This is a genomic window from Actinosynnema sp. CS-041913 (genome assembly GCF_050942485.1).
Lineage (GTDB): Bacteria > Actinomycetota > Actinomycetes > Mycobacteriales > Pseudonocardiaceae > Actinosynnema.
On sequence record NZ_CP192037.1, the window covers coordinates 643,042 to 664,838 of the forward strand.

Annotated in this window: 23 protein-coding genes; 16 read left to right on the forward strand and 7 right to left on the reverse strand. The window is 70.5% G+C overall.

Annotated elements, in window-relative coordinates; genetic code table 11:
* The first annotated feature begins 45 nt into the window (after nt 1-45).
* Both ACQPZF_RS03150 and ACQPZF_RS03155 read left to right on the forward strand, forming a co-directional pair.
* Nucleotides 46-1,539 (forward strand): AlkA N-terminal domain-containing protein, encoded by a 1,494-nt coding sequence (locus ACQPZF_RS03150; protein ID WP_433268024.1) that lies wholly within the window; start codon nt 46-48, stop codon nt 1,537-1,539.
* Between the two features lie 10 nt (nt 1,540-1,549).
* Complete coding sequence (locus ACQPZF_RS03155) at nt 1,550-2,041, forward strand: methylated-DNA--[protein]-cysteine S-methyltransferase (protein ID WP_433268026.1); 492 nt, start codon at nt 1,550-1,552, stop codon at nt 2,039-2,041.
* Here the strand turns inward: ACQPZF_RS03155 and ACQPZF_RS03160 are convergent.
* A complete protein-coding gene (locus ACQPZF_RS03160; RefSeq protein WP_433268028.1) occupies nt 2,011-2,727 on the reverse strand; it encodes a DUF2306 domain-containing protein in 717 nt (238 codons plus the stop codon). The two genes, ACQPZF_RS03155 and ACQPZF_RS03160, sit on opposite strands and share 31 nt — an antisense overlap.
* Nucleotides 2,728-3,298: 571 nt before the next feature.
* Here ACQPZF_RS03160 and ACQPZF_RS03165 point away from each other — a divergent pair.
* The 4 genes from ACQPZF_RS03165 to ACQPZF_RS03180 are packed head-to-tail and all read left to right on the forward strand — an operon-like array spanning nt 3,299 to nt 6,033.
* Nucleotides 3,299-3,886 (forward strand): ArsR/SmtB family transcription factor, encoded by a 588-nt coding sequence (locus tag ACQPZF_RS03165; RefSeq protein WP_433268030.1) that lies wholly within the window; start codon nt 3,299-3,301, stop codon nt 3,884-3,886.
* Nucleotides 3,886-4,602 (forward strand): SRPBCC family protein, encoded by a 717-nt coding sequence (locus ACQPZF_RS03170; protein ID WP_433268032.1) that lies wholly within the window; start codon nt 3,886-3,888, stop codon nt 4,600-4,602. Before ACQPZF_RS03165 ends, ACQPZF_RS03170 begins: the two co-directional genes overlap by 1 nt.
* On the forward strand, nt 4,599-5,225 hold the full coding sequence (locus ACQPZF_RS03175) for a DUF998 domain-containing protein (protein WP_433268034.1): 627 nt from the start codon (nt 4,599-4,601) through the stop codon (nt 5,223-5,225). Before ACQPZF_RS03170 ends, ACQPZF_RS03175 begins: the two co-directional genes overlap by 4 nt.
* A gap of 13 nt (nt 5,226-5,238) precedes the next feature.
* Nucleotides 5,239-6,033 carry an alpha/beta fold hydrolase gene (locus ACQPZF_RS03180; RefSeq protein WP_433268036.1) on the forward strand — a complete coding sequence of 265 codons (795 nt, stop codon included), beginning with the start codon at nt 5,239-5,241 and terminating at the stop codon, nt 6,031-6,033.
* A gap of 222 nt (nt 6,034-6,255) precedes the next feature.
* On the opposite strand, the gene ACQPZF_RS03185 is transcribed toward ACQPZF_RS03180, so the two are convergent.
* Nucleotides 6,256-7,089, reverse strand: coding sequence for an SAM-dependent methyltransferase (locus ACQPZF_RS03185; RefSeq protein WP_433268038.1), 834 nt, complete (start codon nt 7,087-7,089; stop codon nt 6,256-6,258).
* A gap of 224 nt (nt 7,090-7,313) precedes the next feature.
* On the opposite strand from ACQPZF_RS03185, the gene ACQPZF_RS03190 reads away from it, so the two are divergent.
* The 3 genes from ACQPZF_RS03190 (at nt 7,314) to ACQPZF_RS03200 (ending at nt 8,861) form a co-directional block, all read left to right on the forward strand.
* Nucleotides 7,314-8,198 (forward strand): helix-turn-helix domain-containing protein, encoded by an 885-nt coding sequence (locus tag ACQPZF_RS03190; protein WP_433268040.1) that lies wholly within the window; start codon nt 7,314-7,316, stop codon nt 8,196-8,198.
* 134 nt (nt 8,199-8,332) lie between these two features.
* Nucleotides 8,333-8,572: a DUF397 domain-containing protein gene (locus ACQPZF_RS03195; protein WP_433268042.1), complete on the forward strand. Its 240-nt coding sequence runs from the start codon at nt 8,333-8,335 to the stop codon at nt 8,570-8,572.
* On the forward strand, nt 8,556-8,861 hold the full coding sequence (locus ACQPZF_RS03200; protein ID WP_433268045.1) for a hypothetical protein: 306 nt from the start codon (nt 8,556-8,558) through the stop codon (nt 8,859-8,861). Before ACQPZF_RS03195 ends, ACQPZF_RS03200 begins: the two co-directional genes overlap by 17 nt.
* Nucleotides 8,862-9,045: 184 nt before the next feature.
* Here ACQPZF_RS03200 and ACQPZF_RS03205 read toward each other — a convergent pair whose 3' ends face one another.
* The gene (locus tag ACQPZF_RS03205) at nt 9,046-9,639 is read right to left on the reverse strand and encodes a TetR/AcrR family transcriptional regulator (protein ID WP_433268047.1); all 594 of its coding nucleotides are present in this window, start codon (nt 9,637-9,639) and stop codon (nt 9,046-9,048) included.
* A gap of 71 nt (nt 9,640-9,710) precedes the next feature.
* Here ACQPZF_RS03205 and ACQPZF_RS03210 point away from each other — a divergent pair, with 71 nt between their 5' ends.
* Nucleotides 9,711-10,232, forward strand: coding sequence for a peroxiredoxin-like family protein (locus ACQPZF_RS03210; protein WP_433268048.1), 522 nt, complete (start codon nt 9,711-9,713; stop codon nt 10,230-10,232).
* Nucleotides 10,233-10,442: 210 nt separating this feature from the next.
* Here ACQPZF_RS03210 and ACQPZF_RS03215 read toward each other — a convergent pair whose 3' ends face one another.
* Both ACQPZF_RS03215 and ACQPZF_RS03220 read right to left on the reverse strand, forming a co-directional pair.
* On the reverse strand, nt 10,443-10,817 hold the full coding sequence (locus ACQPZF_RS03215) for a hypothetical protein (RefSeq protein ID WP_433268050.1): 375 nt from the start codon (nt 10,815-10,817) through the stop codon (nt 10,443-10,445).
* Between the two features lie 327 nt (nt 10,818-11,144).
* Nucleotides 11,145-13,403: a PQQ-dependent sugar dehydrogenase gene (locus ACQPZF_RS03220; RefSeq protein WP_433268052.1), complete on the reverse strand. Its 2,259-nt coding sequence runs from the start codon at nt 13,401-13,403 to the stop codon at nt 11,145-11,147.
* A gap of 399 nt (nt 13,404-13,802) precedes the next feature.
* Here ACQPZF_RS03220 and ACQPZF_RS03225 point away from each other — a divergent pair, with 399 nt between their 5' ends.
* Nucleotides 13,803-14,981 (forward strand): Fic family protein, encoded by a 1,179-nt coding sequence (locus ACQPZF_RS03225; protein WP_433268054.1) that lies wholly within the window; start codon nt 13,803-13,805, stop codon nt 14,979-14,981.
* A gap of 104 nt (nt 14,982-15,085) precedes the next feature.
* Here the strand turns inward: ACQPZF_RS03225 and ACQPZF_RS03230 are convergent, their stop codons facing one another.
* Together ACQPZF_RS03230 and ACQPZF_RS03235 are read right to left on the reverse strand one after the other, a co-directional pair.
* Nucleotides 15,086-15,979 (reverse strand): hypothetical protein, encoded by an 894-nt coding sequence (locus ACQPZF_RS03230; protein WP_433268056.1) that lies wholly within the window; start codon nt 15,977-15,979, stop codon nt 15,086-15,088.
* A 155-nt stretch (nt 15,980-16,134) separates the two neighbouring features.
* Nucleotides 16,135-16,374 (reverse strand): transcriptional regulator, encoded by a 240-nt coding sequence (locus ACQPZF_RS03235; protein WP_433268058.1) that lies wholly within the window; start codon nt 16,372-16,374, stop codon nt 16,135-16,137.
* A gap of 159 nt (nt 16,375-16,533) precedes the next feature.
* On the opposite strand from ACQPZF_RS03235, the gene ACQPZF_RS03240 reads away from it, so the two are divergent.
* The 5 genes from ACQPZF_RS03240 to ACQPZF_RS03260 all read left to right on the forward strand — a co-directional run bounded on the left by ACQPZF_RS03240 (nt 16,534) and on the right by ACQPZF_RS03260 (nt 21,713).
* A complete protein-coding gene (locus tag ACQPZF_RS03240) occupies nt 16,534-16,857 on the forward strand; it encodes a helix-turn-helix domain-containing protein (protein ID WP_433268060.1) in 324 nt (107 codons plus the stop codon).
* A gap of 161 nt (nt 16,858-17,018) precedes the next feature.
* Nucleotides 17,019-18,020, forward strand: coding sequence for an AraC family transcriptional regulator (locus tag ACQPZF_RS03245; RefSeq protein WP_433268062.1), 1,002 nt, complete (start codon nt 17,019-17,021; stop codon nt 18,018-18,020).
* Between the two features lie 33 nt (nt 18,021-18,053).
* Nucleotides 18,054-18,938 (forward strand): carbohydrate-binding protein, encoded by an 885-nt coding sequence (locus ACQPZF_RS03250; protein ID WP_433268064.1) that lies wholly within the window; start codon nt 18,054-18,056, stop codon nt 18,936-18,938.
* Between the two features lie 348 nt (nt 18,939-19,286).
* A complete protein-coding gene (locus ACQPZF_RS03255) occupies nt 19,287-20,183 on the forward strand; it encodes a hypothetical protein (protein ID WP_433268066.1) in 897 nt (298 codons plus the stop codon).
* 309 nt (nt 20,184-20,492) lie between these two features.
* A complete protein-coding gene (locus tag ACQPZF_RS03260; RefSeq protein ID WP_433268068.1) occupies nt 20,493-21,713 on the forward strand; it encodes an alpha/beta hydrolase family protein in 1,221 nt (406 codons plus the stop codon).
* The last annotated feature ends 84 nt before the right edge of the window (nt 21,714-21,797 follow it).

The following is a 21,797-nucleotide window of genomic DNA, read 5'->3' on the forward strand; positions in this document are numbered from 1 at the left end:
CATTTCCGCCAGCCAGTAGGCCGGCGCTGACCGATGCTGGGTGGCGTGCACGAAGACGCGGAACGTTGTGTTCGGGCCGTGCGGTCCAAGGACGCGCGGTTCGACGGGTGGTTCTTCACAGCGGTGACGACCACCCGGATCTATTGCCGTCCGAGTTGTCCGGTGGTGCCGCCCAAGGTCGAGCACATGCGGTTCTACCCGAGTGCGGCGGCGGCGCAACAAGCCGGATTCCGGGCGTGCAAACGGTGTCGGCCCGATGCCAGTCCCGGTTCTCCGTTGTGGAACCACCGCGCGGACTCGGTCGCGAAGGCCATGCGGCTGATCGCGGACGGCGTGGTGGACCGCGAGGGGGTGCCGGGACTGGCCGCACGCCTCGGGTACAGCGTGCGGCAGGTCGAACGGCAGTTGCTCGCCGAACTCGGCGCGGGACCGCTCGCCCTGGCCCGCGCGCAGCGGGCGCAGACCGCGCGGCTGCTGATCGAGACGACCACGCTGCCGATGGCCGAGGTGGCGATGGCCGCCGGGTTCGCCAGCATCCGGGCGTTCAACGAGACCGTGCGGACGGTGTTCGCGTTGTCCCCCACGGACCTGAGGTCGCGCCGCGGCGCGGCGTCGGACGTGTCGGCGCGGGACGGTGGGCCGCGGACCGGCGCGGCGGCGGGCGTGCTGTCGCTGAGGTTGCCGTTCCGGGCTCCGCTGTGCCCCGACAACCTCTTCGGACACTTGGCGGCGACGGCCGTGCCGGGCGTGGAGGAGTGGCGGGACGGCGCGTACCGGCGGACGCTGCGGCTGCCGCACGGGCACGCCGTGGTGTCGTTGTGGCCGCAGCCGGACCACGTGGCGTGCCGGCTGGCGTTGACCGACCTGCGGGACCTGTCGATCGCGATCGCGCGGTGCCGGCGGATGCTGGACCTGGACGCCGACCCGACCGCCGTGGACGACCAGTTGCGGACCGATCCCGAGCTGAGACCGCTGGTGGACAAGGATCCCGGACGCCGGGTGCCGGGCACCGTGGACGCCGCCGAGTTCGCCGTCCGGGCCGTGCTGGGGCAGCAGGTGTCGACGGCCGCCGCGCGCACGCACGCGGGACGGCTCGTGGCGGCGGCGGGCACCCCGATCACCGACGACGGTCTGACGCACCTGTTCCCGACGCCCGCGGAGCTGGCCGCGCTGGACCCGTCCGTGCTGGCCATGCCCCAGTCGCGGAAGGTCGCGTTCGCGGCCCTGGTGGAGGCGCTGGCCTCCGGGTCGCTGGACCTCGGGGTGGGCGCGGACTGGGCGAAGGCGCGGGCGGACCTGCTGGCCCTGCCCGGAGTCGGACCGTGGACCGTCGAGGTCATCGCCATGCGGGCGCTCGGCGACCCGGACGCCTTCATCCCGGGCGACCTGGGCGTCCGGATCGCCGCTCGGGCACTCGGCCTGCCCGACACCCCCGGCGCGCTGGTGCGGCGCGCCCAGGCGTGGCGCCCGTGGCGGGCGTACGCCGTCCAATACCTCTGGGCGACCGGTGACCACGCGGTCAACCGGCTGCCCGCGTGAAAGGAACTTCATGGCGCACACCACGGTCGACAGCCCCGTCGGCCCGTTGACGCTGGTGGCCACGGACGGCGGGCTGTCCGGGCTGTACATGACCGACCAGCGGTACCGGCCCGCCGACGACAGCTTCGGACCGGCCGACGCGTCGCTGTTCGGCGACGTGATCGTCCAGCTTGAGGAGTACTTCGCGGGGAGGCGGACCGAGTTCGAGCTGCCGCTGGACCTGCTGGGCACCCCGTTCCAGCGGGCGGTGTGGACGGCGCTGTGCTCGATCCCGTACGGGGAAACGGTGACCTACGGCGAACTGGCGTCGACACTGGGCCGGCCGACCGCCGCGAGGGCGGTCGGCATGGCCAACGGGCGCAACCCGATCGGGATCATCGTGCCGTGCCACCGGGTGGTCGGGTCGACCGGCGACCTGACCGGCTACGGCGGCGGCCTCGGCCGGAAACGGCAGTTGCTCGACTTCGAGTCTCAGACGCTGACCTTGGGCCTCTCGACCTGACGCGCGGAGCGGTCGCGGCGCTTCCGGGCGTCGCCCCGCTCCAGCCACCACTCGGCGATGAGCAGCGGCAGCACCCACCCGACCCACGCCGACACACCCGCCTGCGTGTACAGCAGCGCGATCTCGCTGCCACCGAACGTCGTGTCGAGCTGGGGCGTGAGCGTGATCGCGGCGACCACGCCCCAGATCCGGTTCGTGATGATCGACAGGGTGAGCGCGAAGCTCCGGATCATCCAGCGGCGGTGATCCACGTAGCGCTTCCGGCGGGCCATCCGGTAGCCCGCGATCGTGGTGCCCAGCCAGAGGAGGCTGAGGATCACGTTGCCCACCTGGAGCATCGGGCCGAACGGGCTCACGATGCCGATCGCGAACGCCATCACGCCTGCCGGCAGCACTCCGGCGAACACGTAGATCCGCCCTACTCGGCGGTGCCAGGTGGGGTGCTTCTGCCGGAACCACGGCCAGATCTGCAGGACGCAGGTGAGGATCGCGATCGAGCCGAAGATCACGTGCCCTACCAGGATCGGGTAGTGCCAGGTGTGGTTGCCCGGTTGGGGGACCATGGACTGCGCTTTGTCCAGGGTCAGGTAGCGCGGGAGTGAGAAGGATACGAACGCCACTACCAGGAAGCCCAGCGGTAGCACCCATGGTCGTTGCCACCAGCTCACCCTTTGTGTCTCCACCATGGGGGGACCTTGGCTTGGGGCGCTGACAGGATGCGCACGGAACGCTGACGGTCGGGATTGTCGGTGCCTCGTGGGATGATCGAATGTGGGGGCCGGGGGCCACGAGGCTCCCCTTCTTCGGCCTTCTGACCTGCGGTTTTGGCTGCGGGGTTCTGGGCTGCGCGTGGTTGGTGCGGGTTTAGCGGGCGCTCGCTGTGGCTCTTGAGGCGGTCGTGGCTGGTCGGGTTGTCCGCTGGAAAGCGGGTGCTCTCGGCTCGGGTCGACCGCTTGAAGCGGGTGCTCTCGGCCGGTCGGGTCGAAGGGCGACGCTCGCCGCTGGGCAGGCCTCCGGGGGAAGGGCAAGGCGTCGTGTTCTCCCCGTATGGCCTGGTCAAGACCACCACCCTTGGGTTGGGAGTGCAAGCGAAGTGCGTGCTTGCACTCCCAACCCAAGCGCGGTTCCCTGCGGGCAGGCCATACGGGGAGAACACGAGGCCCCTCTTGTGTGCTCGCGCAGGCTGTCGACGTGTGTCCGGGTACCGACAAGTTTGGTTGTCTTGACAAAGTTTGTTGTCGGTGCGAGGGTTCTCCCATGCTTGAAGTGGCGGTGATCGAAGACGCGGCTACTGCCGAGGTCTCGTTGGATCCGGTTCGGTCGCGGTTGTTGGCTGAGTTGGTTCAGCCCGGGTCTGCGGCGATGTTGGCGGCCAAGGTCGGGTTGCCTCGGCAGAAGGTGAACTACCACCTGCGCACGTTGGAGCAGCACGGGTTGGTCGAGTTGGCCGAGGAGCGGCGCAAGGGCAACATGACCGAGCGGGTCATGCGGGCTACTGCTGCTTCCTACGTCATCTCGCCGGTTGCTCTTGCCGCTGTGCAGCCTGACCCCGCACGGTCGCCTGATCGGTTGTCCGCTCGGTGGTTGTTGGCGGTCGCGGCCCGGTTGGTGCGGGATGTCGGGAGTCTGCTGACCGGCGCTTCCAAGGCGGGTAAGCGGGTGGCCACGTTCGCCATCGACGGTGAGGTCCGGTTCGCCACCGCGCGGGACCGGGCGGCCTTCGCCGAGGAGTTGGCCGTTGCCGTGACCGGGCTGGTTGCGAAGTACCACGACGAAAACGCGGAGGGTGGGCGGGCGCATCGGGTCGTCGTCGCCGTGCACCCGAGCATTCCGAAGGAGTCCTGATGGGCCACGCGTTCGAAGAGGTCAACGAGATCGAGCTGGACGGTGTCACGCCGGAGCAGGTGTGGGACGCCATCGCCACCGGCCCGGGTATCGACTCGTGGTTCATGGGTAGCAACGAGGTCGAGCCCGGTGCGGCGGTCAAGGGCGCGTTCGGCGGTTACCGGCCGCGTCACGGTGTCACCGCGTGGGAGCCCGGCAAGCACCTCGCGTACGGCGGCGAGAAGGCGCCGGACGGGCGGTTCATGGCCTACGAGTTCCTGATCGAGGGGCGCGACCAGGGCAGCACCGTCCTCCGCATGGTGGTCGGCGGGTTCCTGCCCGGTGACGACTGGCACGACGAGTTCGAGGCCATGACGGCCGGTGGCACCATGTTCTGGCGCACGTTGGTCGAGTACCTCCGGCACTTCGCCGGGCGTACCGCCACGCCCGTGACCGTGGTGGGGCCCGAGATCGCCGACTGGCCCGCGTTGTGGGCCTCGCTGCACCGCAAGCTCGGCCTCGACCGGTCGCCCCGCGTGGGTGACGAGGTGGTGGTGGACGGCCTCCAGGGCGTCGTCTACTACGCCAACTCCCAGACCGTCGGCATCCGCACGCCCGACGCCATGTACCGGTTCTTCCAAGGGATCACCGGTGTCCTGATCGCCATGCACCACGTCTTCGCCGACGACGACCGCGACGAAAGCACGTGGTCCTCCTGGATGGGCGACCTGTCATGACCCTCGTCGACACGCGCAACGACACCACGAAGTTGCTGCTGGGCTGCGGTGTTCTCGCCGGGCCGCTCTACCTGGTCACGGGGTTCGCCCAGGCGTTCACCCGGGAGGGCTTCGAGTTGACGGAGCACCCGTTCAGCTTCCTCTCGCTCGGCGAGGGCGGCTGGGTGCAGATCGCGAACTTCGTCCTCAGTGGACTGTTGTTCCTCGCGATGGCTTCCGGTGTCCGCAGAGCGATCAAGGGTCAGCGCGGCGGCACGTGGGGGCCGATCCTGTTGGCGGTCTTCGCGGTCGGCATGATCGGTGGCGGCGTGTTCGTGGCCGATCCCGCCTTCGGGTTCCCGGTCGGTGCGCCCGAAGGGCAGCCGGAAGTCCTTTCCTGGCACGGGATGCTGCACGCGGTCGCGTTTTTCGCCGCGTTTCCCGCGTTGATCGCCTCGTGCTTCGTGTTCGCCCGTCGGTTCAGCGGGAAGTGGTCCTTGTACTGCGTGGTGACCGGCGTGGTGTCGGTCGCGCCCATGGCGTTCATGGGCTCCGAGTGGGGCACCGTCATGTTGTACGGCGTCGCCGTGGTCAGTTGGCTCTGGGTGTCCGCGGTCGCGGCGAAGCTGCGCGCCGAAGTCTGAGGGAGTGGGAAAAATGGGTCAGGTCATGTCCGGCGACGGCACGAAGATCGCATACGGCAAGACGGGTTCCGGTCCCGCGCTGGTCATCGTCGACGGCGCGCTGTGCTACCGGTCGTTCGGTCCGGCCGCGCAGTTGGCCGAAGCGCTCGCGGCGCACTTCACGGTCTACACCTACGACCGGCGTGGTCGCGGGGAAAGCGGGAACGCCGCGTCCTACGACGTGGCGCGCGAGGTGGAGGACATCGCCGCGCTGATCGAGGAGGCGGGCGGCCGGGCGCACCTGTTCGGCATGTCGTCCGGTGGCACGCTGGTCGCCGAGGCCGTGCACCGGGGTGTCCCGGTGGACCGGTTCGCCATCTACGAGTCGCCGATGGTGGTCGACGGCACGCACACGCCGATGGCAGACGACTTCCCGGCGCGGATGAGCCGGGCGGTGGCCGAGGAGCGGCGCGGTGACGCCGTGAAGATGTTCATGGACTACGTCGGCACGCCGAAGGTCTTCACCGCGCTGATGCGGATCATGCCGCCGTGGCGCAAGCTCAAGGCCGTCGCGCACACCCTGCCGAACGACATCACGCTGGTGCGGGAGTTCCAGCGCGGCACACCGCCGCCCACCGACCGCTGGGCCGGTGCCAAGGCGCCGGGTCTGGTCATCGCCGGCGGCAAGAGCCCCGAGTACATGCGCAACGCGCAGGCCGCGCTCGCCCGTGCCCTGCCCGACGCCGAGCTGAAGGTCCTCGACGGGCAGACGCACATGGTCAAGGCGAAGGTCACCGCGCCGGTGCTGGTCGACTTCCTCACCCGTTGACGGCCCGACCGGCGAACGCATCGCGGACGAACCTCCCGGGCGCTGCCTCACCTCCGGTGCGGTGGCGCCCGGTTCGCGTGCCGGCGCGTCCAGGGCGGCCGGCGGGGGCGCACACCGCCGGAGTCCATTGTGGACTATGATCCCGGAACACCGCTCAAGGATGGGCCAAGGCGGACTCCGCGCCGTGCCATCCGCACATGGCACGGCGCTCGACGTCGGTCCTTACGGCTTGCGCGCCACCGCGCCCGCGATGCAGTAGGACACCGCGTCGAGCTTCTGCAGCCGGGGCCCGTCCGGCCACCAGTCGGCGCAGATCACCAGGCCCGGCTCGATCAGCTCCAGGCCGTCGAACAGGGACAGCAGCTCCGCGCGGGTGGCGAACCGGCCGGAACCCATGGGGGAGTGCAGGAACGTCTCCTCCATCCGCCGCGCGATCGCCGAGTGCTCCTCGGTCTCCGGGTCCAGGAAGTGGCTGATCGCCACGTACGAGCCGGACGGCAGCGCCTCGATGTACTCGGCCATGATCTCGGCCGTGGTCGGGGACTCGCCGTTGTAGTGGTGCAGGGTTCCGAGCTGGAACAGCGCGAGCGGCTGGTCGAAGTCGATGTGCCGGCGCACCACCTCGTCCGCGAGGGTCTGCCGCGGGTTGAAGATGTCGGCGGCGGAGAAGTGCGTCTGGTCGTTCTCCTCCAGCAGCGCGCGGCCGTGGGCCAGCACCACAGGGTCGTTGTCGACGTAGACGACTCGTGCTTCCGGCTGAATCCGCTGGGCCACCTGGTGGGTGTTCTCGGCCGTCGGAAGGCCCGATCCGCAGTCGAGGAACTGGGTGATCCCGGTCTGGCTGGCGACGAACCGGGTGGCGCGGATGAGGAACGCCCGGTTGTCCACGGCGAGGGTCGTGGCTTCCGGCGCGACCTGCTGGACGCGGCGCAGCACCTCGCGGTCGATCTCGTAGTTGTCCTTGCCGTTGAGGAAGGCGTCGTAGACCCTGGCGATGCTGGCCTTCGTCGTGTCGATGTAGACGGGGGCGGCGGTGTCCGAGGACGTACCCGGCATTGGTGACCTCGCAGTAGGGGTTTGAGGAGGTTGGTGGCTGTGCACCACGTCACAGGCCACTCAGCGTAAGACTATGGGCCCGACGTCCGAGTGGGCGGTGTGCGGCAGGCGGAGGAAGATCGTGGGTGTACGTTCAGTGACGATGCGAGTTCGCGCCGTTCGGGCACAACCGCTGTTCGGGTGGACGGGCTTCGCACCTGTGAGAACGGTCGGGAGGATCAGCGATGGCCACTGGTGACCCCGAGGGTTCGACGGCCGAGCGGGAGAGTGGTCCGACCGCGCTCCGCATCGTGCTCGGCTCGCAGCTCCGCCGGCTCCGCGAAGCGGCCGAGATCAGCCGGGCGGACGCCGGCTACGCGATCCGCGGGTCGGAGTCGAAGATCAGCCGCATGGAGCTGGGCCGGGTCGGCCTCAAGGAACGCGACGTCTCCGACCTGCTGACGATGTACGGGATGACGGACGCGGACGCGCGGGACAAGTTCCTCGGGATGGTCCGGCGGTCGAACGAGCCGGGCTGGTGGCACCGGTACACCGACCTGATGCCGGACTGGTTCCAGGACTACGTCGGCCTGGAGGAGGCGGCGTCCCGGATCCTGACCTACGAGACGCAGTTCGTGCCCGGCCTGCTCCAGACCGAGGAGTACGCGATGGCGATCGCCAGCCACGGCAGGCCGGAGCTGGCCGGTCCGGCGGTCAAGCGGCGGGTGTCGCTGCGGATGCGGCGGCAGAAGGTGATGTTCCGGTCGGGCGCCCCGAAGCTGTGGGTGGTCCTCGACGAATCGGTGCTCCACCGGCCGATCGGCGGCCACCAGGTGCTGCGCGCCCAGGTCGAACACTTGCTCTCCGTAACGAAGATCGCGCCCATCACTCTTCAGATAGTTCCGTACCAGTTGAGCGGTTACGCAGCGGAAGGCCCGTTCACAATGTTGCGGTTCGGCGAGCCCGACCTGCCGGACATCGTGTACCTCGAACACCTCGCCGGTGCCCTCTACCTGGACAAATCCGAGGAGCTGGAGATCTACAGCCGGGTTTTCGACCGCCTGACGGTCGACGCGGAGACGCCGGACCGGAGCAGGCAGATGCTCATGAAGCTCCGGACGGAGCTGTAGGGCTCCTCCTTCCGGGGGAGATTCACGCTCCGCATCCGCACGCGCATTTACCGGTATGCCACGGAGTGCTACGGTCCGTGCACAGCCAGATGCACGTGCAGATGCATCCCCGTCGCGATGGGTAGGTGATGTCGATGGCCATCGAGGCCCGCAACGGCATGTCCGCGGCCGAGTTGCCGGACGTGATGTGGCGTAAGAGCGCCCGCAGCGGCGCGCTCGGCAACTGTGTGGAGCTCGCCGCCCTGCAGAGCGGCGAGATCGCGATGCGCAACTCCCGGTTCCCGGACGGTCCCGCTCTCGTCTACACGCGAGCGGAGGTCGCGGCCTTCGTGGCCGGTGCCCGGGACGGGGAGTTCGATGACCTCGTCCACTGAGTACGCCACCAGGACGACCCTCCAGTTGCGGCAGCTCATCGCGCGCGGATTCCAGTTCCTCCACCCGCGTGACGCGCGGGGCGAACTCGCCGCAGTGGTCGGGGTGCGCGCGCACGACGCCGTGATCGACGTCGTGCGCCTGCACACCGAGGACGACGTGGTGGCGATGCGGATGCCCGCCGACGAGGTGAACGTGTTGTCCCCCACCAGATTTTCCTGGCGTCGGCGCGGGCCGGCCACGAGCGTGCTGGACGAGCTGCTCGAACTGCCCGACGACCGGACCGCCTGATCGGACTGCCCGTTCCAAGTGGACGGGGAGGGGTTGCGTGTGCCCCTCACGACGAACCTGACCTGGAGACGCAGCGGGAACCGGCTCCGCGCCCTTGCCGGTTCCGTGACGCTCGAAGCGGAACTCCGTGTTCGTCGCCACTGGCGCGGAGGTCGGCCGCACCTGACCTCCGCGTCGGCGGGGTTCACCCCAGCCCCCGCAGCACGACCGCGAGACCGCGGCGGAACCCGTCGTCCACCCCGCGTGCGGTGGTGGCGGTCTCCGCGAGCAGTGGGAACTCCTTCTTCCCCGCCATGGCGGCGGTTCCGGGCCCAGACAGCGGCCCGAGGTGCTCCAACTGCATCGCGCCGATGAGGTAGCTGAGCAGCGAGCGGAGCGCGACCACCCGCCGCCCGCCGGTGAAGCCGTTCGCCGTCAACACTTCGAGCACCGCCTCCGACCAGCGCAGCAGCGCGGGTGACCGGTGCCGGTGGGTCATCGTCAGCGGCACGACGTTCGGGTGCGCGGCCACCGCGTCCCGCACCCGTTCGACCAACGTCGTGACTTGGTCCTGCCACACCGCTTCCGGCGGCTCGGTGTCCACAGTGGACAGCACGAGGTCGACCACCAGCGCTTCCAGCTCGGTGCGCTCGGAGACGTACCGGTAGAGCGACATGGTGCCCATGCCGAGTTCCTTCGCGACCGTCCGCATGGACAGGCCGGGCAGGCCCTCGCGGTCGATCACCGCGAGCGCGGCGGCGGCCAGGTCGCCGGGCGTCAGGGACTTGGGTCGTGGCATGGCGCTTGACAGCGTACGACATACGCCCATAGCGCGCATGAGCGTACACCGCACGCTTATAGGGGGATGCGATGATCACGACCCGCGAGTGGGAGACCGTGCAGGGCGGCCCGGTCCGGGTGCCGGACCCGGAGAAGCTGGTGCACCTGCAGTTCCGCCGCTTCGCCGGCTGCCCGGTATGCAACCTGCACCTGCGCTCGATTGTGGTGCGCCACCACGAGATCGAGGCGCGCGGCATCGCGGAGGTCGTCGTGTTCCACTCGACGGCCGAAGAGTTGCTGCCGCACGTGGCCGATCTGCCGTTCCCCGTGATCGGTGACCCGGAGAAGCGCCTGTACGTCGAGTTCGGCGTCGAGTCCTCGCCGCGCGCGGTGCTCGATCCACGGGCCTGGGGATCGATCGTGCGCGGCATCGCGCGGGATCTCGGCCCGGTGCTCCGAGGCCGCCGGCCGCTGCCCAGGCCGACGCAGGGGCGGCTGGGTCTACCTGCGGACTTCCTCATCGCGCCGGACGGCCGCGTGATCGCGGAGAAGCGTGGCGCGCACGCCGACGACCAGTGGTCCGTGGACGAGTTGCTGGCTGCCGCGGGCTAGCTGTCCACAGGCTGTCCACAGGTGTGGACGGATCGAACAGGTGTTCGATCGGTGACGGCCGGCGGGTGGACTGCGGATGCGTGCGGTGAACATGAAAACGGCTGCCGGAATAGTCGGGCCCGTTTCATGGGCCGTTTCTTCCGAATACACCGGAAACGGACTGCGGGTCGTGCCCCGGACGCGCGTGGCGGCCGGGGCACGACCGCTTTGTCAGTTGCTGACCTTGAGGCTGTAGCCCGCGACACCGAGCTGGCACTCGTAGTCGGCCCAGACGCCGCCGTTGACGCCGTTGTCGCCGGCGAATTCGCAGTTGGCCAGCGTCAGGGTGTTCAGGTACACGTCGTTGAACGACCCGTAGGTGGGCTCCACCAGGACGCTGTAGCCGGCCACGCCGGACTTGCACTCGTAGTCCGCGAACACGCCGCCGGCCACGCCGTTGTCCCCGGTGAACGTGCAGCCCGACAGGGTGGTCGTGTACAGGTAGACCTGCGCGTCCGGGGTCGCCTGGGCGGCGCCCGCGGTGAACGCGAAGGACGCCGCGACGGCGGCCAGGGTGGTGGTCAGAACACGCGTGAACTTCGTCATGTCGGTTCTCCCAGAATGTCTGATTCGACCGGGTCGGAGCCATGTCACGGCGCCTGGAAAGACGTTAACAGCCAATTACCGGCTGATCACCGTGATTTCTTGTCGACTGTGAATACCTACCTGCGGACTTTTCTTGAGAGTTTCTCGACGCCGCTGGCCCCGGTCGTACCGAGGGTCGCCGTGTGACCTGTGTCACGCAGTCCTGTAACAGAATAAAAGCCCGCTGATGGAGTACCCGGAAAAGGCGTTCGAACGAGTCCACTCTGGTGCGCAACGGACGGAGGCCCCGCCGCGTGCGCCCGGTCGGACGCACGCGGCCCGGTGGTATCAGCAGAGGCAGAAGGAGTAACGGGCGGTGTACGTGGTCGGCGCCTCGGGCGCGATGATGTTGTGCGCCTGCGCGCCGCCGTCCGACCAGCTCCGGTAGCGGTAGCGGAGGTTGAGCGGCGGCAGGTTCTGCGGGCTCGGCGCGCCGACCGAGTTGTTCGACCCGACGATCACGGTGCGGGAGAACGGCGTCTGCTGGGTCGTCCCGCCGACGGTGAGCTGCGCGCCGACCGGGCTGGACGTGAAGTTCAGCGTCACGGTCAGCGGGTCGAGCCGGAGCTTCCGGGTGCCCGTGCGCCCGCTGGAGTCGGTCGCCGTCAGCGTCAGCTCCAGGTACGACGGGTACTCGTGGTCCGGCGCGACGAACGAGCCGGACGCCCCGGTCGAGTCCTGCACGACGTGCTCGTGGCACGAGCCGGTGGTCGCGCAGTGCTGGATGCTCAGCCGCCAGCGCAGGGCGGACGCGGGCAGCGTGCCGTCCTGCGGATCGGTGGCCCGTCCCGCGAACGGCACGGTCTGGCCGACCCGCCAGCGCAGCGCCGTGGTCGGGGTGTCGATGACCGGCACCGGGTCCTGGCCGCTGACCGTGACGACGACCGTGGTGGTCCCGGACGCCCCCGTCGGGTCGGTGACCTTGAGGCCGACCGTGGTCGTGGTGCTGTACGTGCGGGTGGGGGTCGCCGACGTCGAGTCGTCGTACGCGCCGTCGCCGTCCAGGTCCCAGGCGTAGGTGACCGCGTCACCGTCCGGGTCGCTCGAACCCGTGCCGCTGAACTGGACGGCGAGCGGGGCGGGTCCGGTGGCCGGCGTGGCGGTGGCGACGGCCGTGGGCGGGCGGTTGCCGCCTGCCGGGTAGCCGACCCGCCGCAGTTCCCCGGCGCCCAAAGCGAGGTAGAACAGGTCGCCGTTCGGCCCGGTGAGCAGTTGCACGGGAACGTTCACCCCGGTCACGAACGGCACGATCTTCGTCGGGTCGGGTTGGCCGCCGGTGGTCTGCATGGCCCAGACGCAGCCGCGCGAGCTGTCGGCGAAGAACAGCGCGCCGTCGTAGGCGGCGGGGTAGTTGCTGGTGCTCTCGAACGCGATGCCGGCGATCGAGGACCCACCGGTGGGGCACGGGTCGGTCGGCACGACCTTGGCGGAGTGGTGGTAGGCGTAGTACGGCGGCGTCTGGCCGGTGCCGTAGAGCGACTCGCAGAGCGCCAGGTTGGCGTTGTCGTACCCGGACTGCCGTGCCGCGCCTTCGTAGCAGGGCCAGCCGAAGTTCTCGGCCGTGGTGTCGTTGACGTCGCCGATCCGGTTGATCTCCTCCCAGGTGCCCCAGCCGACGTCGCCGGCCCACAGTTCGTCCGTGCCGGGCCGGAAGCCGAACCGGAACTGGTTGCGCAGGCCGTGCGCGACGATCCGGCGGGCGTTGGGGTCGGCGTGCGCGGCGAACGGGTTGCCGGGCAGCGCCGCGCCGGTGTCGGGGTCGATGCGGACGATCGTGCCGTCCAGCGTGACCGGGTCGCCGGCGGGCCGGCGCACCGACTGCGACCGCAGCGCGCCACCGCGGGCGTCCGGCGCGGTGAGATTGGCGCCGGCGGGTCCGGGCGGGTCCGCGCACGGATTCCCGACCTGGCCGTAGTCGGCGAAGTTGAAACTGGCGCCGTCGCCGCCGCCGACGTAGAGCGCGCCGTCCGGCCCGAACGTCACGGTGCCGATGGAATGGCTCGGGTACTGCTGGCACCAGTCGGTGATCAGCGGCAGTTCGCCGACCGACGTGCCGCCGGCGCCCATGGTGAGCCGGGAGACCCGGCCGGTGACCACGCAGCCCTGGTCGGTGGCTCCGGGCGGTGTCGGGCAGGTGTCACCCCATCGTGGTGACGTCCCACCGGGCACGGCGTCGTGGGTGTAGGCGACGTAGACGTACGGGCGGGCGGGGAACTGCGGGTCGACGGCGAGCCCGAGCAGGCCCCGGTCCCAGAAGTCGTGGGTCTGCGGCCGGAGGTCGGCGAACACCGCGGCGGTGGTGTCGGCGAGCGAGTCGTACACCTTGACGAGGCCGCTCTTCTCGGCGACGAAGACCTTGCCGTCCGGCGCGAACGCGGCGGCGGTGGGTGCGGAGAGCCCGCCGATGGCGAGGCTGTCGGTGAAGCCCGCCGGCACGGCGGCGACGGCCGCCGGCGGCAGCGCGACGAGCGTGCCCGCCCCCAAGGCAAGGGCGAGCGCGAGCGATCTGAGGCGGGTGGGGGCAGGTCTGCGGCGGTGTATACCCATGGTGACGGCCCTTCTCTGCGTGACACTTTCGAGCGAACACGAAAGAGTTACATGCTGAGTCGTTGCACCACTGGTTGTCGCTACAGGGCGGGGCCGGCTACTGGCGAGTCTCATCCACCTGGACTAGTCCGAGCCGCCCGACGGTCAATGCGCCGGTGTGTGGAATATCCGGGAAAAGTGTCACCGAAGTGGAATCGGGGCAGCTCCGAAAGGATATCCGCAGATTTGCGGAGGAAAGACCGTCGGTACGTCCGGGTGGGGGACAGTGCTATAACCGGGGTGGCCGAGGAATGCTCTCCGCCGGGCTCGGGAGCGAATGGCCTAATTCCTTCATTGATCTGTCGACAACGGAGTTGAAGTGTATTGCGCATTTACTTCACTTAGTGGATGCTGCTCCCCATGAACGTCCCTCCCCTGTTGTCGGGGCAGTGGGCGCAGGTCCCCGACCTCCCCGGCATCCCCGAGGCCCGCCGGCGCGAAGGCGCCTACCTGCCACCGCCGCTGCCGTCGGACCTGCCGCTGCCGGTGGCCACCTACCGGCTGGTGGCCGAGGCCGAGCACGCCCTCGGCAGGCTCGACGAGGCCGCCCAGCGGCTGACCGTGCGGTCCGGGCTGGTGCGCGCCACCCAGGTGCGGGACGCGCAGAGTTCGGCCGGCCTGTCCGGCACGGTGATCGGGCTGCGCGAAGCGCTCGCGGCGGACCTCCTTGCCTCCCAAGGTGATCCGCCGTCGGACCGGGCAGCGCCGGAGCAGTTGCTCGCGCCCTACCTGTCCGCCTACGACCACGGCGTGGCCCGCGTCCGGGACGGCGCGGTGGTGGACGCCGAACTGGTGGGCGAGCTGACCGCGATCATGACCGGCCGCGCCGGGCAGCGCCTGCGGGACGTGCTGCGCCGCGAGCCGGGCTGGCTCGGCCTCTCCCCGGCCCGCGCCTACCTGCTGACCGCGACCGGCGCGCACCTGGTGGCGCAGCTAGAGCAGTGGTCGACGTGGGTGCGGGAGGAGAACGAGCAGCCGCGGATCGCCAAGATCGCGCTCGCGCACTACCAGCTCGAAGTCCTGCAACCGTTCCCGACCGCCAACGGGCACGTGGCGCGCGGCTTCTCCATGCTGGAGATGGTCCGGTGCGGTCTGTTGCGCGACCAGATCCTGCCGTTGTCGGTGTGGCTGGACGACACCCTGCCCGAGTACGAGGAGGAGATCCGCGCGGTGGTCGACACCGGGCGGGTCCACCACTGGGTCGAGTTCTTCGCCGCCGCCGTGCGCGAGCAGGCGCTGGCCCAACTGCGGCTGATCGGCCACCTGGAGGACCTGGCCGAGCGCTACACCCGGCTGCTGCCCAAGAGCGGGAAGCTGCCCGAGGTCGCCGCCGGGCTGATCGGCTTCCCGGTGGTCAACCACCGGTCGGTGCGCGACCGGCACGACGTGACCATGAAGGCCGCGACCGACCTCACCCGCCGGCTGGTCGAACGCCGGATCCTCGTCCCGTGGGACTACCGCGACTACCGCCGGGTGTTCGTGTGCCGGGACGTGCTGAACCTGCTCGCCGACAACCCAGACACCACCGCCCTGCCCTGACCTGCCCGCTGCCCTCACTACCCGAGAGAACCCGCATGAGCACCCCACCCCGCCGCGGCCGGCACCGCCGCGAGTCCCGTCCGAGGTTCGTGTCCTGGGCGAAGCTAGCCGTCGGGCTGCTGATCCAGGTCACCCTGGCCCTGCTCCGCGGCTGAGGCCGGGTAGGGGTCGGCCGGACCGCGGCCGGGCGGTCTCGACCCGGTCGGCAGGTCCAGCAGCCCGCGGGCCTCCCGCGCGTCCTCGCCGGCCAGGTCCGGCAGCACGCGGTGCAGCTTGCGGCGGGCGGCGGCCTCGTCGCCGGACAGCCACAGGGCGCGCGCGAACAGCACCTGCGCCCGGGACCGGTCCGACGTCGGCGGCAGGCTGTCGAACACCTTGTCCGCGCGGGTCAGGTAGTTCACCGCCGTGTCGAGCCTGCCCACCTCGATCATCAGCGAGCCCAGGTGGGCGAGCGACCGCGCGATGCCGTCCGGCTGCTCGTGCAGGATGCGCAGCTCCAGCATCTCGTCGGCGCACCCGATCACCCGGTGCAGCCGGCCCTGGGCGCGGTACGTGGCGGACAGCGCGAACAGCGCGTCCACGGCCCCGTCCGGGTCGTCCAGCAGCCGCCAGATCGCCAGCTCCCGCATCCCCAGTGCGGCGGCGAGCCGGTGGAGGCCGCGGGCCCGCAGGGCGTCGGCACCGGCCCGGAACGCGGCGGCCAGCGGCCGGGACGTGGGCAGCGCGGCGGCCAGCGGCGTCGCGCACCCGTAGAGCCGCCGGCACCACGCCTCGTCGGCGTCCGGCGGCACGGCCGGCCACACGGCGGCCAGCAGCGCCACGGCGGTGTCGTCGGCCTCCCGCACCGCCGCGACCACCTCGTCCAGGCGTTCGTCGAACCAGCGGCGCACGTCGTCGGCGTCCGCCGGCGCGGAGGGGCCGGGGTCCTCGACGTCGTGGCCGAGGACGCGGCGCGCGCGCAGCACGTCCCGCAGCAACTGCCTGGCCTGGTCGCTCACCTGCCGCCGTCCTTCCCGGTCCGCTGTGCTGGGCTCGATCGGCCGCCGTAGGTGGGCCACTGGTCACATCGGGTCAAGCCGCCCGTCCGTCTCTGTTGATCATCCAGTGTCACCAATCGGATGAGTTCGGAACACCGCCAATCCGCCGGTCACGCTCAGTCATCCCCGCCGCCCGCCGGGACGATCTCGAAGAGGTCGTCGAACTGCATCGGCGCCAGCGCGGTGAGCGCGCCGCCGATGAACGCGGGTCCTGGCCGCAGTTCCCCGCTCAACACCCGCCCCACCGTGGACCGGTTCACCTCCATGGCCTTGGCCAGTGCGTAGTCCGACGGGTAGCCGGCCAGCAGCGCGGCCTTGGCGAAGGCCTTGGTGCGGAGTCTGATCGTCTTCGGCATCGCCGCCTCGCGTCGTGTTGTGCGCGCCCGACATCCGGTCTGTCGGCAGAACACTAACCCATGTTGTGCGTACGCAACTCAGGTTGTGTTCGAACAACGAGGTCAGGCTGTTGGGGGTGCGTTGCCAACGTTGCGTGTACACGACTAACATCAAGCGGCATGACCGATGACGAGAACACTTCCTCGGCGTGGTGGGACTACCTCCAGGCCAACCTGGAAAGCCGCGACATGACCACCGGCGACCTGGCGCGGGGCGCGGGCGTCGACCGCAGCCGCCTCACCGACTGGAAGCGCGGCGGGAAGGCCTCCGTGGAGTCCGCGCGGGCCATCGCCTCGCTGTTCGACGCGAGTCCGCTGGAGGTGATGGTGGCGGCGGGCCTGATCACCCGCGAGGAGGCCGAGCTGCGCCAGGCGCGACCCGACCCGACCAAGCTGAGCGACGAGGAGCTGGTCGCGGAGCTGAAGCGGCGGCTCCGCAAGTGAGCGGCCGACCGCGCGTACTGTCCGGCAGACGGACACCACCCGGCACGGGAAGTCACCTCGTGGCCACGTTCTGTTCCCCACGGGCCCCAGCCGTGCCATCGTGGATTTCACCAAATGATTGGTCTGGACCTTCCGGTCCGGTGGCGAAAGGACTAGCGACCATGCGTGGCACCACCGTGTTACCGGGGACGCCCTGCCAGGCGCCGCGGGTGGGCGAGCTGCCGATGCACCGACTGGAGGTGCCGGTGCCGAACGCCCTGCCGTTCGCGATCGGCACCTTCGAGGAACTCGGCCCGATGTCCCGGGCGAACTTCCCGCACCGGCACACGTTTCACGAGATCGTATTCGTCACGGGCGGGTCCGGGACGCACGTCGTCGACCTGGCCCGCTGGGACCTGCGCCCGCCGCACCTGTGCTTCATCGCGCCGGGCCAGGTGCACCACTGGGTCGACACGCGGGAGCTGGAGGGGTTCGTCGTCCTGTTCACCGACGACTTCCTGATCGACCACCCGGGCGACCGGGAACTGCTCCGCCGGCTGAGCGAACGGCCCTGGCTGACCCTGGACGAGGCCACCCACGCCGGCGTGTCGGGCCTGATCACCGAGTTGGACGCGGAGTACCGGGCACGCGCGACCGGCGTCGAGTCCGTGCTGCGGTCCCTGCTGCACGTGCTGATCGTGCGCTCGGCCCGGCTGCCGGAGACCCCGTCCGCCCCGCCGCCCGCGCGGACCGGCGCGGTGGCCGAGGAGTTCGCCCGGCTGGCGGGCAGGCCGGACGTGGACCTGTGGTCGGTGCGGGCCTACGCGGAGCGGATCGGCGTCACCCCCGGCTACCTGACCGAGGCGGTCAAGGCCGCGACCGGGCGCACGCCGTCGGAGCTGGTCCGGGAAGCGCGAGCGAGCGAGGCCAAGCGGCTGCTGGCCCGGACCGACCTGACCGTGCGGCAGATCGCCGGTCGGGTCGGGTTCGCCGACCCGGCGTACTTCTGCCGGTTCTTCCGCCGCGAGACGGGCGTGAGCCCCGGCGACTTCCGCCGGTCGGGCGATGTCCGCCGCGTCGCTTCGGGTGACGGCGTTCACAGTTATGACCGACCACGAGATTCACCACGACCAACCGGCCAAGTCCATCGTCCCCGCCGGGGCGTCTCCATAGGTTCGTTATGAATTCCCGAGACCGCCATCCCACGAGGAGCAGTCATGGACACGCCCATGGACGGCGACCCCACCACCCCCGAGGAATCGACTGATTCCCGCAACATCAGCCGACGGCCCGTGCTGCGCGCGGCCCTGGTCGCAGGCGTGGCGGTGCCCGCCGCGCTGATGGGTGTGCCGGCGCTGGCCCGCACCGTGCCCAGCACCGGGGGAACGCTCGAACTGACCCCGGAGTGCGACGACGGCGACGACCCGACGCCGGCGCAGACCGAAGGCCCGTACTTCAAGCCGAACTCGCCGCGGCGTTCGTCGCTGGTGGACGCGGGCACGGTGGGCACCCGCCTGACCGTGACCGGTTACGTGTTCGGCCTGGCGTGCCAGCCGATCGCGAACGCCCTGCTGGACTTCTGGCAGGCCGACAACAACGGTGTGTACGACAACACCGGCTTCAAGTTCCGCGGACACCAGTTCACCGACGCCGCGGGCAAGTTCACCCTGGCCACGATCGTGCCGGGCCTGTACCCCGGGCGCACGCGGCACATCCACGTGAAGGTGCAGGCTCCCGGCGGGCGGATCCTCACCACGCAGCTCTACTTCCCGAACGAGCCGCGCAACAACACGGACACGATCTACGACCCGCGGCTGCTGATGACGATGTCGAACAACGGGACGACCCGGGTCGGCGAGTACGACTTCGTGCTCAACGTCCGGCAGACCCCGACCTCGACGAGCACCTCGTCGTCGTCCAGCAGCACCAACCCCACCAGCACGACCACCGGCGTCCCCGGCGGTTCGTGGGCGGCCGGCTCGGCGTACACCGCGGGCACGACCGTCACCTACGGCGACGTCACGTACGTCTGCCAGCAAGCCCACACGGCCCAGCCCGGCTGGGAGCCGCCGAACGTGCCCGCCCTGTGGCGCGTCGGCTGATCTGAACGGCGTGCCGCGGCCCCGGTTACCGATCGCGCCCACCCTGCCTTCGGCAGCAGTCCCGGCGCCGCACACGACGGGCAGTGCCCGTGCCAGCATCGAAAGGCCCCCGAAGCGCTTCGGGGGCCTTTCTGGCGCAAGCGGGTCCGCTCACGACGGTGCAGTCCGCGTGCTGTGCGACAGGTCCACTGTGGATTGCCTTGTGCCGGCGGATTTTCTCCGCGATCCGGACCGGACGCCCGGCGGGCCCGCACTACTGAGGACACAGCTTCGCATCCATCGGTAACGGACTTCCCCGGTTCCGCCGATGCCCAGGCATACGTCCGCCGCACGTGTCTGGAGCACAGGATGATCGAGAACTCGTCCGCAGGCCTGGTGATGCTGAGCGCCGAAGCAACGGTCACCGTGACCCGCGAGGAAGACCACCAAGCGGAGTTAGCCCGTTACCCGGTGACGCCGGGCATGCAACGGCACGTGGCGGTCGAACTGGCGTGGTGCACCGCCGCGACGGGCAAGCACAAGGGTGAACGTGCCATCGAAGTCCGCCTGGACGGCCGGCGCGTGGGCGAGCTGACCCACCTGATGTCCCAGCGTTACGCGCCCCTGTTGGTCCAACTGACCACCCGGGGCGGCAGACCCGGGTGTGAGGCCGTGCTCCAGGCAGGCGTCCGAGGCACCGAGGTGACCCTCCGCCTGCCCCGTGACGGCAACGCGACCATCCCCCTGGCCACCCCGCCGACGTACGCGCCGGCCGAGATCCCGTCGCCGCGCCGCGCCTCTCCGTTCGCCGCCAACCGTCCGGCGTGGATCGGGGCCGCCGCGGCCGTGGTGATCGTCTTCTTCGTGGTGGTGGCCAACACCAGCACACCGACCACCCGGACCGCGGCCGACGTGACCACCACATCCGCCGCGCCCACGACCACCACAACCGTTCCCACGACCACCACCACGATCACCACGACGACGACCACCACGACCGTGGCCCCACCGCCGCAAGCGACGCAGCCCCCGGCACCGAAGCCCCCGACCGTTCGGACCACCGAGGCCCCGCCGCCACCGCCGCCCGCCAAGCCGCAGTCCGGTTGCGACTCGAACTACAGCGGCTGCGTGCCCATCGCGAGCGACGTCGACTGCCAGGGCGGCAGCGGCAACGGCCCCGCGTACGTGGCAGGCCCGATCCGTGTCATCGGCACGGACATCTACGACCTGGACCGGAACGGCGACGGCATCGCCTGCGAGGACTAGCCGATCCCCCGGCCGGTGCGGGTTTCTCGCGCTGCGGACGAGGGATGTCCGCCGGTACGTGTCGCTCGGTGTGCCGGGATGCCAGGGGCGTCGATATGCGTGCTCGTGATCTTGCCGAGGACTATCCTTGCCGCCCAAGGAGAAGCGGTACGAGTCGCGGGATCGGTGATCATCCTTTCGTCGCAGCGGCCGTACCGCCGTCGACCGATCAACGACCCCGGCCACGGGTTGACGACCGATCACACCGCCGTCGGTGATCGTTGGGCGCGGACCGGCGTCGGACCGGTCCCGTCCCGCGAGAGGAAACCCGTGTCCCGCACCATCACCCGACTCGCCGCGCTCGGCACGGGCGCGGCGCTCGCCGTGTCGCTCACCGCGACCGCGCACGCCGTGCCGACCAGACCCCGGCTGCCCGAACCCGCCGGTCCGCTGCCCGTCGGCACGACCGAACTGCACCTGGTCGACGCGTCGCGCCCCGATCCCTGGCACCCGGACCGGCGGCGTGAACTCATGGTGACCGTCAGCTACCCCACGACGGCGGCGGGCGCGTCCCGTGCGGCGTGGCTGAGCGGTGAGGTCGCCGACCAGACCCCGATGCTCCAGGGCCTGCGCGCGTTGCCCGGCGTGGACTTCGACGCTCCCGGCGTGCGGCGGCACGCCCGCGTCGACAGCCCGGTGGACCTGCGTCGCGGACGGTTGCCCGTGGTGCTGTTCTCGCCCGGCGGCGGGATGCCCCGCGAACTCTTCGCGACGCTCACCGACGACCTGGCCTCCCGCGGCTACCTCGTGGTGTCGATGTCCCACACCTACGAGTCCGGTGCGGCCCGCTTCCCCGACGGCCGGGTCGCCGCGCCGCTGGACCTGCCGTGGACGCCGGAGACCAACCGCGCCATCCTCGACACCCGCGTCGCCGACACCCGGTTCGTCCTGGACCGGGTCGCCGACCTGGCGGCGGGCCGCAACCCGGACGCGGACGGCCGCCGCCTGCCACCCGGCCTGCAACGCGCTCCGGACCTCAGGCGCACCGGCATGGTCGGCCACTGCATCGGCGGGTTCACGGCCGCCGAGGCGATGCTGCTCGACCAGCGGATCAAAGCAGGCGTGAACATGGACGGCTCGTTCGCCACGTTCGAGGACCCCTACCTGCCGGGCGAGAGCACCAAACGCAGCCTGGACCGCCCGTTCCTGCTCATGGGCACCAAGACGGCGACCCAGGACCACACCCACGCGCCGGGCACGCTCGACCCGAGCCGGCCCGAGTTCTGGGCGGCGCAACGGGGTTGGAAACGCGACCTGGCCCTGGTCGACGGCGGGCACCTGAGCTACTCGGACTTCCAGTCGGTGCTGCCGCAACTCGGGCCGGCGCTGCCCGCCGAGGTGAGGGAGGCGGCCATCGGCACCGTGCGGCCGGACGCCTCGCTGCACGGCCGGCGCACCTACCTGGGCGCCTTCCTGGACCGCCACCTGAAGGGCCGGCCAACCCCGCTGTTCGACGTCGGGGCGCTACCGCCGTTCCGCTTCGTGCCGTGACGCGGCCGGCGTAGTCCTCGGGCCGGGTGGCTGGTCCGCCGGCGGACGAGGGCAGGCCCTGGCCGGCGCCGACTGCTGGAAAAG

Coding starts and splice junctions, on each gene's coding strand:
- ACQPZF_RS03185 (WP_433268038.1), bottom strand. CDS start 7,089: ATGCCGGGTACGTCCTCGGACACCGCCGCCCCCGTCTACATCGACACG.
- ACQPZF_RS03225 (WP_433268054.1), top strand. CDS start 13,803: ATGAACGTCCCTCCCCTGTTGTCGGGGCAGTGGGCGCAGGTCCCCGAC.
- ACQPZF_RS03235 (WP_433268058.1), bottom strand. CDS start 16,374: ATGCCGAAGACGATCAGACTCCGCACCAAGGCCTTCGCCAAGGCCGCG.
- ACQPZF_RS03220 (WP_433268052.1), bottom strand. CDS start 13,403: ATGGGTATACACCGCCGCAGACCTGCCCCCACCCGCCTCAGATCGCTC.
- ACQPZF_RS03255 (WP_433268066.1), top strand. CDS start 19,287: ATGATCGAGAACTCGTCCGCAGGCCTGGTGATGCTGAGCGCCGAAGCA.
- ACQPZF_RS03215 (WP_433268050.1), bottom strand. CDS start 10,817: ATGACGAAGTTCACGCGTGTTCTGACCACCACCCTGGCCGCCGTCGCG.
- ACQPZF_RS03190 (WP_433268040.1), top strand. CDS start 7,314: ATGGCCACTGGTGACCCCGAGGGTTCGACGGCCGAGCGGGAGAGTGGT.
- ACQPZF_RS03160 (WP_433268028.1), bottom strand. CDS start 2,727: ATGGTGGAGACACAAAGGGTGAGCTGGTGGCAACGACCATGGGTGCTA.
- ACQPZF_RS03195 (WP_433268042.1), top strand. CDS start 8,333: ATGGCCATCGAGGCCCGCAACGGCATGTCCGCGGCCGAGTTGCCGGAC.
- ACQPZF_RS03200 (WP_433268045.1), top strand. CDS start 8,556: ATGACCTCGTCCACTGAGTACGCCACCAGGACGACCCTCCAGTTGCGG.
- ACQPZF_RS03170 (WP_433268032.1), top strand. CDS start 3,886: ATGGGCCACGCGTTCGAAGAGGTCAACGAGATCGAGCTGGACGGTGTC.
- ACQPZF_RS03210 (WP_433268048.1), top strand. CDS start 9,711: ATGATCACGACCCGCGAGTGGGAGACCGTGCAGGGCGGCCCGGTCCGG.
- ACQPZF_RS03240 (WP_433268060.1), top strand. CDS start 16,534: ATGACCGATGACGAGAACACTTCCTCGGCGTGGTGGGACTACCTCCAG.
- ACQPZF_RS03175 (WP_433268034.1), top strand. CDS start 4,599: ATGACCCTCGTCGACACGCGCAACGACACCACGAAGTTGCTGCTGGGC.
- ACQPZF_RS03155 (WP_433268026.1), top strand. CDS start 1,550: ATGGCGCACACCACGGTCGACAGCCCCGTCGGCCCGTTGACGCTGGTG.
- ACQPZF_RS03205 (WP_433268047.1), bottom strand. CDS start 9,639: ATGCCACGACCCAAGTCCCTGACGCCCGGCGACCTGGCCGCCGCCGCG.
- ACQPZF_RS03250 (WP_433268064.1), top strand. CDS start 18,054: ATGGACACGCCCATGGACGGCGACCCCACCACCCCCGAGGAATCGACT.
- ACQPZF_RS03165 (WP_433268030.1), top strand. CDS start 3,299: ATGCTTGAAGTGGCGGTGATCGAAGACGCGGCTACTGCCGAGGTCTCG.
- ACQPZF_RS03245 (WP_433268062.1), top strand. CDS start 17,019: ATGCGTGGCACCACCGTGTTACCGGGGACGCCCTGCCAGGCGCCGCGG.
- ACQPZF_RS03180 (WP_433268036.1), top strand. CDS start 5,239: ATGGGTCAGGTCATGTCCGGCGACGGCACGAAGATCGCATACGGCAAG.